Origin of the sequence: Fusibacter sp. 3D3 (genome assembly GCF_001748365.1) — a bacterium.
Lineage (GTDB): Bacteria > Bacillota > Clostridia > Peptostreptococcales > Acidaminobacteraceae > Fusibacter_A.
Genome location: NZ_BDHH01000032.1, coordinates 22,971 through 34,858, shown reverse-complemented (window position 1 = coordinate 34,858; position 11,888 = coordinate 22,971). Strand labels below are relative to the sequence as shown.

The 11,888-nt window shown below is 36.3% G+C and carries 9 protein-coding genes and 1 pseudogene; 5 read left to right on the top strand and 5 right to left on the bottom strand.

The window, feature by feature from the left end; all coding sequences use genetic code 11:
- Positions 1-741: 741 nt before the first annotated feature.
- Complete coding sequence (locus F3D3_RS22220) at positions 742-1,809, bottom strand: hypothetical protein (RefSeq protein WP_069876633.1); 1,068 nt, start codon at positions 1,807-1,809, stop codon at positions 742-744.
- Between the two features lie 984 nt (positions 1,810-2,793).
- Here F3D3_RS22220 and F3D3_RS22215 point away from each other — a divergent pair.
- Positions 2,794-3,048 (top strand): type II toxin-antitoxin system Phd/YefM family antitoxin, encoded by a 255-nt coding sequence (locus tag F3D3_RS22215; RefSeq protein WP_069876632.1) that lies wholly within the window; start codon positions 2,794-2,796, stop codon positions 3,046-3,048.
- On the top strand, positions 3,041-3,298 hold the full coding sequence (locus F3D3_RS22210; RefSeq protein WP_069876631.1) for a Txe/YoeB family addiction module toxin: 258 nt from the start codon (positions 3,041-3,043) through the stop codon (positions 3,296-3,298). Before F3D3_RS22215 ends, F3D3_RS22210 begins: the two co-directional genes overlap by 8 nt.
- Before the next feature lie 696 nt (positions 3,299-3,994).
- On the opposite strand, the gene F3D3_RS24965 is transcribed toward F3D3_RS22210, so the two are convergent.
- The 4 genes from F3D3_RS24965 to istA form a co-directional block, all read right to left on the bottom strand.
- Positions 3,995-4,126: a hypothetical protein gene (locus F3D3_RS24965; RefSeq protein WP_255364416.1), complete on the bottom strand. Its 132-nt coding sequence runs from the start codon at positions 4,124-4,126 to the stop codon at positions 3,995-3,997.
- Positions 4,127-4,460: 334 nt separating this feature from the next.
- On the bottom strand, positions 4,461-5,285 hold the full coding sequence (locus F3D3_RS22205; protein ID WP_069876630.1) for an ion transporter: 825 nt from the start codon (positions 5,283-5,285) through the stop codon (positions 4,461-4,463).
- Positions 5,286-6,547: 1,262 nt separating this feature from the next.
- The gene (istB, locus tag F3D3_RS22200; RefSeq protein ID WP_069874115.1) at positions 6,548-7,267 is read right to left on the bottom strand and encodes an IS21-like element helper ATPase IstB; all 720 of its coding nucleotides are present in this window, start codon (positions 7,265-7,267) and stop codon (positions 6,548-6,550) included.
- Positions 7,264-8,730 (bottom strand): IS21 family transposase, encoded by a 1,467-nt coding sequence (gene istA / locus F3D3_RS22195; RefSeq protein WP_175438361.1) that lies wholly within the window; start codon positions 8,728-8,730, stop codon positions 7,264-7,266. Before istA ends, istB begins: the two co-directional genes overlap by 4 nt.
- A gap of 375 nt (positions 8,731-9,105) precedes the next feature.
- Between istA and F3D3_RS22190 the strand changes: the two genes are divergently transcribed.
- The 3 genes and pseudogenes from F3D3_RS22190 to F3D3_RS22180 all read left to right on the top strand — a co-directional run bounded on the left by F3D3_RS22190 (position 9,106) and on the right by F3D3_RS22180 (position 11,874).
- Positions 9,106-10,161 (top strand): Fic family protein, encoded by a 1,056-nt coding sequence (locus F3D3_RS22190; RefSeq protein WP_069876629.1) that lies wholly within the window; start codon positions 9,106-9,108, stop codon positions 10,159-10,161.
- Positions 10,162-11,032: 871 nt separating this feature from the next.
- Positions 11,033-11,404: pseudogene (locus F3D3_RS23585) on the top strand (ArsA-related P-loop ATPase); the annotation flags it as partial.
- 197 nt (positions 11,405-11,601) lie between these two features.
- Positions 11,602-11,874: a hypothetical protein gene (locus F3D3_RS22180; RefSeq protein WP_069876627.1), complete on the top strand. Its 273-nt coding sequence runs from the start codon at positions 11,602-11,604 to the stop codon at positions 11,872-11,874.
- Positions 11,875-11,888 lie beyond the last annotated feature (14 nt).

Genomic DNA, 11,888 nt, shown 5'->3' with positions numbered 1-11,888 from the left:
GTGTTACGTGAATGTGTTGTTCTTTTTTCAATTTCTGAGACAGAATGTCCTTTATCGAAGTACATTTTTCGTATATAATTGATTTGAGTAATTGTCAGCACGTCCTTTCACCCCTTTTAAGTGTTTGTCTACCTAAAAGGATAGTTTATTGGGATTGTACTGGCAATTATTTTTTGTCATTTTTGATTGCCGTTTTGCTTAATTCTATTTTACCAAAGACAGCTATTTCCGAAGTCACCGTTCTCGCTGGGCGCTTGGCGGCATTCTTGCCCTAAAAAAAATAAGTCTCTTTTGCAAGAATGATGACAAGCGCACAGTGAGAATTGGCGCGATCGTTGCTTCCTTTCGCAACGATTGTGACGATAGGTGATTTTGGAAATAGACGTGTTAGACGCTGTCGCATGCTCTTAGTCTCAATTTGGTATCGTGCATTAATGGTGGGGCGCCTTAGAGTCACACCATTATCTTGCCCTTAATCACAATGGACCAAACCGTCTTTTCTGATCTTTTCAAAATGAGTTATAACAGTTTGAATATGGCATACTTTGATCAAATATATTCGTCTGTTTTGATTATACTTCCTAATGTGTTCGTGCGATGGCGGCTAACGTTCCCGCAGTTTCCGACGTTCCTTCCTTTTAACGCCTTAGCGGAAAAAGTGGCGCAAGACTTGCCACGCAAGACTTGTGACATCAGAAGGAATTTAGGAAAATGTCGTGTTAGGCGAGGTTTTAAACTATCTTATAAAATATTTGAAAGTTCCTCTACTGTTGGGTGTATTATTTTATTTGATAAATCCATTTTTTCTTCCGAAATTGCTTTAAATATTTCCCGGTTAACATACTTCCTCAAAATCATATACTCATTTTCAGTTATGACCTCTCCGTGCATTGCTTTGTTTCTAATCGGGTGAACATCTTTCAATAACTTAAACAAATCACCATCATAATTTAGCAATTTAATATTATTATTTCTAATGTGATTTTTCAAATCTTTCCACATTAGATATTTATGGGCGCTGTTCTTAATTTTTAACAAACTATTTAATTCTTGCTCAAGGACACCACAATATTGTTTAACCGGAATACTATAGCTCCCTTTAGATTTTTCTGTATTTAAATACTCATCTTCATAAGCATGAGCTGATGCCAATTCAAGAACAGATGATTTTAACAAGCCATAATTATTAACATCATATATAGTACTATAATGGTCAATTTTATCTGAAGACTCCCAATCAAAAAAAATATTTTCGCACATAGCTTCTGATACATGAAATGCCCATTTTTCAATACTTCCATCAGTGCTAACAATTAGAGAAATTCCATTTATATATTTATCTAATCCAACTACCAATACTTCATAAGCTAATAAAGCAAACGTTCTCATAGCTTTATAGTCACATTTTACATAATCAGATTTCCACATATACTCAAAAATATTCATTGATGCAATCTCATTTATTATTTGTTTCTCTGTATCGCTTAAATAATTATCACAATAATTATCATTTATATAATCTATTAGATTGTCTACATCATCATAATTATTATAGATTGTATTAATCTCTTTTATCGTGTGAAAATAGAAGTCATTTCCCATACTAACAATGGAGATTAGTGTTCTATTTAAATAAATAATTAACTCATCATTTTTTATGTCTTTTGTTAATTCACCAATTAAATGCTCTAGTGTTGCAAGTGCATAGTTTTTTATACCTTTTAGGTAGTCGTCTTTAGGAATAATAATATCATTTTCAATTTTAAATAGTTTATCTATTTCTGTACTTGTATCTATCCATATTTCCATATTTATCTCCTAAAGTTTAAAATTTTGTCTAACGTCTCGGGGATTCTCGAAGTGCCTTGGTCTCGGCGTTCGCTTGGCGACGTTTTTGATCCAAGTTCACAAAAACGGTGACAAGCGATTAGCTGAGAATTGGCGTGACTCTTGCCTCAGGCTTGCATGAGGCATGCCAATAAAGGCATTTTGAGAATCCTCTGTTATACGATGCCGCATGCACTTAGTCTTTAAAATACATCGTGCTTTAACGGCGGGGCACCTTAGGGTCTCGCCGTTATCTTTCCTCTGATCACATTTACCCAATACTTCTTTTTTCTTTTATAATCGTGATGATTTTTAGACAGTTATACAGTATGTCTTAGTATCATCTATTTGCTCATATTAAATTTTCAACTTTCTTTGTGCGGTTTCGTGATAACGTCTCGGGGATTCTCGAAGTGCCTTGGTCTCGGCGTTCGCTTGGCGACGTTYTTGATCCAAGTTCACAARAACGGTGACAAGCGATTAGCTGAGAATTGGCGTGACTCTTGCCTCAGGCTTGCATGAGGCATGCCAATAAAGGCATTTTGAGAATCCTCTGTTATACGATGCCGCATGCACTTAGTCTTTAAAATACATCGTGCTTTAACGGCGGGGCACCTTAGGGTCTCGCCGTTATCTTTCCTCTGATCACATTTACCCAATACTTCTTTTTTCTTTTATAATCGTGATGATTTTTAGACAGTTATACAGTATGTCTTAGTATCATCTATTTGCTCATATTAAATTTTCAACTTTCTTTGTGCGGTTTCGTGATAACGTTCCCGCAGTTACCGAAGTCACTCCTTTTGACCCTTAGGGCAAAAGTGGCGCAATCCTTGCATCGCAAGGACTGTGACATCAGAGTGATTTCCGGTAACTGACGTGTTATGTGATGCTAGCAATCATTTCATTGCAATGTATTGATTTTTCGTACAAACTATCGTACAATTAATATATGGAGGTGATATTATGATCGCTATTTCTAGTTCAAAAGTTCGTAGTAATTTTAAAGAAATTTGTGATAAAGTGATTAACGATGTTGAGTCAGTAATCATAACCAGAACAAGAGGTGATAATGTTGTACTTATGTCTGAAGAAGAGTACAACAATATGATGGAAAACTTTCGAATATTCAGCAATTCTGATATCTATAATAAAATTAAAACTGGTATTGACCAAATTGAAAAAGGTAAATCTTCAAAAAGAGATTTAATAGATGAATAAACTTTTTTCTGACGATGCTTGGAACGACTACCTCTATTGGCAAAACAATGATAAATCGAAAGTTAAACGTATAAATGAATTAATCAAAAGCATTGAACGTGATGGGTATTCATCAGGTATTGGTAAACCAGAACCTTTGAGATATAATCTTAGTGGCTATTGGAGTCGAAGAATTAATGATGAACATCGATTGGTTTATAAATCTGATAAAAATAATATTTATATTGCCTCTTGTAAAGACCATTATTAATATGGTCTTTTTTATGCCTTTGATTGCTAGTTTCATATAACGTTTCCGCTATTACCGAAGTCACTCCTTTTGACCCTTAGGACAAAAGTGGCGCTGGCCTTGCTCCGCAAGGGCTGTGACATCAGAGTGATTTTGGTAATAGGCGTGTTAGGCGTTGTGCTTTCTTTTCTATACCGTTTGAAACTGATCCTTTAGACTCATAATTGCTGGTCTAAGAAAGCCTTAAACCCACCACATAACAAATCTATGTATCAACCAAAATCCTAATTTCATTTCTCACAGTTACACTTAAAACCTCCATTTAAATTATATCCGACTCGAATACTTTTATGAAACCTATCAAATTAAAACTGAACATCTAACACCTACTGCCAAATGTGACTCAGCTTCCGGCCTTTATGAAACCGCTAAATCAAATTTACTTAGAATAATCATGCTTGACTGGCTTTCTTAATAATTTCAAATCGTAATCAGATCATGCCAATTCCATATTATATTTAATCCAATAATGACCAAGACTTGATGCACGCTTGCACCTAGATAGCGTCAATTTATTTTGAACCAAATCAGCTACTCGATAAAGGCTTTACTCAAAATTTATTTCGATAGCGTAAACCAAAACCCCCGCATTGCGCTTAACGTTTCCGCTATTTCCGAAGTCACCGTTCTCGCTGGGCGCTTGGCGGCATTCTTGCCCTAAAAAAAATAAGTCTCTTTTGCAAGAATGATGACAAGCGCACAGTGAGAATTGGCGCGATCGTTGCTTCCTTTTGCAACGATTGTGACGATAGGTGATTTTGGAAATAGACGTGTTAGACGCTGTCGCATGCTCTTAGTCTCCATTTGGTATCGTGCATTAATGGTGGGGCGCCTTAGAGTCACACCATTATCTTGCCCTTGATCACAATGGACCAAACCGTCTTTTCTGATCTTTTCAAAATGAGTTATAACAGTTTGAATATGGCATACTTTGATCAAATATATTCGTCTGTTTTGATTATACTTCCTAATGTGTTCGTGCGATGGCGGCTAACGTTCCCGCGATTACCGAAGTTCATCCTTTTCACCCTTAGGGGAAAAGTGGCGTAGTCCTTGCCTCGCAAGGGCTATGACATCAGATGAATTTCCGGTAATCGACGTGTTAGCTGTTGAAGCAGTCGTTTTACAGATCATGCTCAATTGATTCTCCACAATGTGGACAAATAATAGTTGTCTTTTCAATGTCTTTTTTAGTAATCAATTCTATAAACCCAGAGCTAATAATTCCCGTAGGTAATGCTACTAGTCCAATACCTAATATTGCAATTATACTTGCAAATAATTTGCCCATTGCTGTTATTGGATAAATATCACCATATCCTACCGTAGTAAGCGTTGCAATTGACCACCAAAATGATGCAACTATATTCGGAAATGAATCTGGTTGAACCTCTGATTCAAAATAATACATCATTGTTGATGAAATCATTATCATAAAACCCATAACAAATACGGTGGCTAATAGCTCATCTTTCTTTTCTTTTACTACCCCAGTTATTAAGCCCAATGCTCTTGTATATCTATTGATTTTTAAAATTCTTAGTAATCTAGAAATTCTAAACATTCTTAAAAATCTTAAATCCACTTTTATTAACATTGGTAAATAGAATGGTAATATCGCAAATAGATCGATCATTGCCATCGTTGAAAACATATATTTGAATATTGCTCCAACTTTAGTTTTTGAAGAAGGATATCGCAAATCTGCTGTCCAAATTCTTAAAGCATATTCGATTGTAAATATAACTACCGAGATTATTTCAAAAGTACGAAATTGATAATAGTACAAGGAATAAATTGAGTTAAATGATTCTAGAACTATTGAAATTGTGTTTGAAATAATTAGAAGTAAAATTATAGAATCAAAGTATTTGCTCGCTTTGTCACCTTTTTGTGCTTTTTCAATTATTTCGTAAGTTCTACTTTTAACCGATGAATACTTCTCCATAATTTTCTCCTGATTTTTTGACTGCTTTTTCAGCTAACGTCTCGGGGATTCTCGAAGTGCCTTGGTCTCGGCGTTCGCTTGGCGACGTTCTTGATCCAAGTTCACAAGAACGGTGACAAGCGATTAGCTGAGAATTGGCGTGACTCTTGCCTCAGGCTTGCATGAGGCATGCCAATAAAGGCATTTTGAGAATCCTCTGTTATACGATGCCGCATGCACTTAGTCTTTAAAATACATCGCGCTTTAACGGCGGGGCACCTTAGGGTCTCGCCGTTATCTTTCCTCTGATCACATTTACCCAATACTTCTTTTTTCTTTTATAATCGTGATGATTTTTAGACAGTTATACAGTATGTCTTAGTATCATCTATTTGCTYWTATTAWAYTTYCWAMTKTSTTYGTGCGRTKKCGTGMTAACGTCTCGGGGATTCTCGAAGTGCCTTGGTCTCGGCGTTCGCTTGGCGACGTTCTTGATCCAAGTTCACAAGAACGGTGACAAGCGATTAGCTGAGAATTGGCGTGACTCTTGCCTCAGGCTTGCATTAGGCATGCCAATAAAGGCATTTTGAGAATCCTCTGTTATACGATGCCGCATGCACTTAGTCTTTAAAATACATCGCGCATTAATGGCGGGGCGCCTTAGGGTCTCGCCATTATCGCACCTTTAGATTACTATTAACCAATACTTCTTTTTTCTTTTATAATCGTGATGATTTTTAGACAATTATACGGTATGTCTTAGTATCATCTATTTGCTCATATTAAATTTTCAACTTTCTTTGTGCGGTTTCGTGATAACGTTTCGGGGATTCTCGAAGTGCCTTGGTCTCGGCGTTCGCTTGGCGACGTTTTTGATCCAAGTTCACAAAAACGGTGACAAGCGATTAGCGGAGAATTGGCGTGACTCTTGCCTCAGGCTCGCATGAGGCATGCCAATAAAGGCATTTTGAGAATCCTCTGTTAGACGCTGTCGCATGCTCTTAGTCTCAATTTGGTGTCGTGCATTAATGGTGAGGCGCCTTAGAGTCACACCATTATCTTCACCTCGATCACAATGGACTAAACCGTCTTTTCTGATCTTTTCAAAATTTGTTTCAACAGTTTGAATATGGCACACTTTGAATAAATATATTCGTCTGTTTTAATTATACTTCTTAATGTGTTCGTGCGATGGCGTCTAACGTTTCCGCTATTTTGTATTTGGCAATAGTTTTTTGACGAAAATGGCAAAATAATTTGAACAGTACAATCCGATAGTCTTATTATTTTAATAGAGCTTCTTGTTTCCGTCTGCTTGGACCATCAAAGAATAGTAAATGAGAGTGATGTATCACCCGATCAATGATCGCTGCAGTAAGTTTTTCATCGAATAGAAAGTTTTTCCAGTGACTAAACTCTATATTCGTCGTTATGATAATGCTTTTTCGTTCGTAACACATACTCACCACTTCAAACAGCAGTCTAGCACCTTCTTGATGCAGTGGTAGATAGCCCCACTCATCTAGCACGAGTAAATGAGCCTTTTCAAGTTTTTTCATTAACCTTCCATGCGTTCCATTTTCTCGTGCTTCAACCAAGCGATTCACTAAATCGTGGACAGTAAAGAAATACACCAACTTTTGGTGCTGAATAGCTTTAATACCAAGTGCTACACCTAAATGCGATTTTCCCGCACCTATGTTCCCATATAAAATGAGATTTTGTTGGTTTTCTAAAAAATCGAGTTCAGTAAGACTTTCAAGAGTAAGTTTTTCTGGAAAAATAACCCTAGAAAAATCATAACTTTCAAGTGTCTTTTTACCAGGAAAACCAGCTTGCTTCATGTTTCTGTCGATGATATTCACTTGCCGCTCTTCTAGTAATTTCAGAAGAAAATCGTGAATGAACTGATCCTTTGACTCGTATGGGATTGTCTCATAAAGGTCAATGAGATTGCTACTTAGTTTTAACCGCTGTTGTAGCCTTGTAATGGCTTGTTTCATGACACACCACCTACTAACAGCATATCATAATCATCGAGGTGTATGGCGTATCCTGGAAGCATTGGAAGTGTATCYGTTGTTCCTTGTAGATAAAGGGCCTTATTTTCACTTAATCTGTAGTACGTTGTCCACAGAGCGCTAGGTGAATACACTGCCTGCTTAATATTTTCTTCAAGTACCTTGCTGGCAAAGTCAAAATCTTTTTCAAGTAAACAAAATTTGAGAAATGACAACGCCTCACTTACTTCCTCTTTCTTTAAGGTGCAAGTATAATTTTGCCATACATCGGGCAAAAGACTATAAAAACCTGTGTATTTAAGTGCCTTTGGCCGTCTTGAAACCAGTGTGATGAAATCGATCCAGTGGGTAAATTTTTTATCTTTTTCAAATGAACGCTTGTGTCTTGTGATTTCACGATAACCTGAATCATAAATAATCAGCTCATTAGCATAGTATTTGACGATTACTTTTTCACCTACTTTACTAGGGGATACAGAATATTCATTGGAATTTACTTTTATATGCCCATTCTTATAAACATGATTTATTGTTTCACGGGCATGATCGTAAGCTTTGGTATTAACAGTGTGCATGTGTTCTTTCTCTCTATCAAAAAGCATTTGGATAGTTTCAGGCTTGTGTTTGTAATGTGCCCGCTCATTGTCTTTATCACAGCGTACCAGCAATTCTTTATTAAATTTATCTAAGTGATGTACTTGGGGCTCAGGAATAAACAAATTGTTTCTAAAATAACCTACCTTGTTTTCGACTGATCCCTTCTCGTTACCTGAGTTCGGGTTACAAAAGTTAATTTCAAAGCCATAATGCATTGCAAATTTCTGAAAGCGTGGATTTGCCATTACGATGCCATGTTCATCTTTTTGCCGTAACGCAGCGGCAGCCATTTGATCAAACCAGATTTTATAGGGCACCTTGCCAATGTGATTGAATATTTTCTCCATACTATCGCAGACTGCTTCCATTGTCTCACTTTTRGTTATTTGGCAAAAGCCTGCATTACTTGATGGAAACGTCATTACAAACTCATGTGCTTTAACAAGCTTGCCATCTTCATAAATGTCGACTTCACCAAAGTCTACTTGTGCCTCTCCGCCAGGATGCTCAAGATCTAAAAAGCATACGTTTTCTGTATAAATTTCTTTGCGCTCTTCAGCGACAACAGTCCGCATTTGCCGTTCTTTAATTTGGCAAAGTTCAGGTATTTCATCCAGTGCTCTCTCATAGATGCGCTTGGCTGTATGACGTTGTTTTCTTCGTTTGTTTTTGTCTTCAAGCAATATTTGGCGCACAAATGGCCGAACCAAATCTGATTTGCGGTTTTCCTTTTGGCAACGCTGCTTTTCGTTGAAGTCTTCTTTCTCAATGTATTTCAATATGGTGTTACGTGAATGTGTTGTTCTTTTTTCAATTTCTGAGACAGAATGTCCTTTATCGAAGTACATTTTTCGTATATAATTGATTTGAGTAATTGTCAGCACGTCCTTTCACCCCTTTTAAGTGTTTGTCTACCTAAAAGGATAGTTTATTGGGATTGTACTGGCAATTATTTTTTGTCATTTTTGATTGCCGTTTTGCTTAATTCTATTTTACCAAAGACATCTATCACTTCTTGTGTTAGAGCACTAGCAGAATATCAATATAGATATTCCTGTGTGTAGTTTAGTTCTATTATCTGCATAAGAAGATTGGTTACTGCACATTAATCGGAAGAAAATATGCAGCAACATTTTTTCTTTATGCATATTGCATTTGTTATATGCATAATTTAATGGTACAATAATGCATATAAATATGTATTGTGCAGAAAGAGGTGGAATATGCGTGCATTTGACTATAGTAAGATTCCAAGTGAACTACTTTGTAGCGAAATCATTAATTTGCTTGCAGCAATTCATGAATATAAGGGCAAGCAAGAGCTTTTCATTGAAGCAAAACCAGATATTTTAAATGCGATGCTTGAAATTGCAAAGGTTCAAAGTACAGGTGCGTCCAATCGGATTGAAGGGATTTATACTTCAGATGACAGGCTTCAGGCCATTGTAAAAGAAAAAGTTGAACCAAGGAATCGCTCAGAATCAGAGATTGCAGGTTATCGTGAAGTTCTTCAGTTGGTTCATGAAAACTATGATTATATGAATCCTAGAGTCAACGTCATTCTGCAGCTCCACAGAGATCTTTATCAATTCAATCCGATGTCAATAGGTGGGCGATTCAAGAATTCGGATAATGTCATAGCTGAAATCATAGACGGTAAGGAACGTGTTCGATTCGAACCATTGAGCTCATTTGAAACACCTGATGCCATGGAAAGACTTTCGAGTGCTTTCATAGAGGCTATTAACTCAAAACAACATGATCCACTGTTGTTGATACCAATGTTCATTTTTGACTTTCTCTGCATTCACCCGTTCAATGATGGTAATGGTAGGATGAGCAGACTGCTGACGCTTTTATTACTTTATCGCTCAGGCTATATTGTTGGTAAGTATATCAGCTTGGAAATGATTATTGAGAAAACGAAAATAACTTATTACGAAAAGCTTGAAGATAGCTCAAGAGAGTGGCTCGAAACCAAACACAGCTATTTGCCGTTTGTGAAATACTATCTAGAAATCGTTCTTAGCGCTTATAAAGAATTTTCATCAAGAGTTGAACATTTGCATAACAGAACACTTTCAAAGACTGAAAGAATCAAAGTATTATTTGACAATACCTTAGAAAAATTATCTAAGAAAGATATTCTCGAAAAATGCCCAGACATCAGCATGTCTACCGTTGAACTTACGCTTTCCGACTTGTTGAAGAATAGCTATATTATAAAAACTGGTGTTGGTAGAAGTACTGCATATATTAGAAATACAGATTACCGATAAAGTTGAGCAACTTGTTTCTCCTGACAGTTAATATATATTTGTAATCAGAGCGACTCCCCTCCGTCAAGGCCCCAATAGGTTCCAACGACATCATTTTTGTCTACTCAAGGCATGTGGAGTGTGTTGTCTTGATGTCAAAAATGGAGAAGCAGAAAAACTGAAAAGGCTTGGAATCAAAAGGTTTTAGAGATTAAAAAATATCTAGGTAATTATTTGGTAGATACTTTTAAGCTTGAAAACCTTTATTTTTTCTATAATTATTATCATTTCATATATCGTTACTATTAACTTACCAGAGTTATTCGTAGGAGCAGAACATTGGTATAATTTGTTGTTTCAATTCTCGATAGGCTATATTATCAACTTTATGTTTTATATAACACAAGTCTATATTCCAAATAACAAGAGAGATTTAACTGTGCGTCAATGTATTTATGCTCGCCTAAATAGAATTATCCTAGATATGAAATCTAACATCTCATGTCTTGCACAGATATATCTTAGAAATCACACGGGTGATGAATATACAGAAGATGAATTAAATCAACTATTAAAGCTTAGATTTTCAGACAAAGTCAAAGTGTTAGATGCTAGGCGGATTACCGGTGATAATTTTGTATATTTTACGGTTGGAGAGTGGCTTCTAGAGTGCATCAGAAAAACCGAAAATGGGATTGATAGCTTATACAAATATTATGCGAGTGATATTTCTGTTGATCTTATGCTATCCCTTGAGGACGTTGTAAATTCAACTTATCATACAAGTATGAAAACGTTCTTGGCTGTTTTAAAGGATGTTATTTTCAGCTCATACCACCCAAACCTCCAAAGAGAGCAAATAGCCTCTCGGAATAACCCAAGCGTTTTTTTTCTATCTGGTTCATGTACGGTTGAAATTGCAGCATTTAATGAGTTCTCAAAATTTATTACTGATGAAGAGATTCAAACAAAATATGACAACATCATTTTTGATACTGCACCTACGGGTCATACACTCAGGATGTTACAATTACCTTCTGCTTGGGACAATTTTATTAGTGAGAATACACATGGAGCATCCTGTTTGGGTCAGCTTTCAGGACTTGAAAGTCAGAAAGAGGTTTATAAAAAAGCTGTTGCAACCTTGTCAGATGACGACCTAACAACTCTTGTGTTGGTTTCACGTCCAGAAATAGCACCGTTGGTAGAGGCAGAAAGGGCATCGGTTGAACTCGCAGATATTGGTGTCAAAAATCAGATGCTCTCAGCAAAAGCAAGCAATGAGATTGAATGGATCAACAAGGTTGACACGCATTCAAATGGAAACTTTGCCGTAATCCCTTGGAATACTGATGAAATAAAAGGTGAAAATTTAAAAACTTTATTATCTTAAAACGAATGGTATGAATCTATAATGATTGAAAATAAATGATTGATAAAAAATAATTGGAGGTAATGAAAATGAAAATTACAAACGAAGCTAAAACAATGCTTGAAGGAGCATTCGGATCAAATGACTGTGACTGTTTAAAAGCTGTGTTGCAAAAATCATGCTGTGGAACTTCTCTTGTATTCAACTTAGCAAAACTAGAAGATGGTGATGAACCCACTTCCATCAATGGCATATCAGTATTAATGGAGGATGATGTAAAGGAAAGATCTGATACTGTAACAATAACAGTGGAGAATGGAGAGTTAGCAATTCAAGATGAAGCATCATCAGGATGCTGTTAAGTTCCCCTGCCTTT

Excerpts from the sequence above, each read along its gene's own strand:
- F3D3_RS22220 (WP_069876633.1), bottom strand. The coding sequence starts at position 1,809 with ATGGAAATATGGATAGATACAAGTACAGAAATAGATAAACTATTTAAA.
- F3D3_RS22205 (WP_069876630.1), bottom strand. The coding sequence starts at position 5,285 with ATGGAGAAGTATTCATCGGTTAAAAGTAGAACTTACGAAATAATTGAA.
- F3D3_RS22180 (WP_069876627.1), top strand. The coding sequence starts at position 11,602 with ATGAAAATTACAAACGAAGCTAAAACAATGCTTGAAGGAGCATTCGGA.
- F3D3_RS22190 (WP_069876629.1), top strand. The coding sequence starts at position 9,106 with ATGCGTGCATTTGACTATAGTAAGATTCCAAGTGAACTACTTTGTAGC.
- F3D3_RS22210 (WP_069876631.1), top strand. The coding sequence starts at position 3,041 with ATGAATAAACTTTTTTCTGACGATGCTTGGAACGACTACCTCTATTGG.
- F3D3_RS22215 (WP_069876632.1), top strand. The coding sequence starts at position 2,794 with ATGATCGCTATTTCTAGTTCAAAAGTTCGTAGTAATTTTAAAGAAATT.
- istB (WP_069874115.1), bottom strand. The coding sequence starts at position 7,267 with ATGAAACAAGCCATTACAAGGCTACAACAGCGGTTAAAACTAAGTAGC.
- F3D3_RS24965 (WP_255364416.1), bottom strand. The coding sequence starts at position 4,126 with ATGCGACAGCGTCTAACACGTCTATTTCCAAAATCACCTATCGTCACA.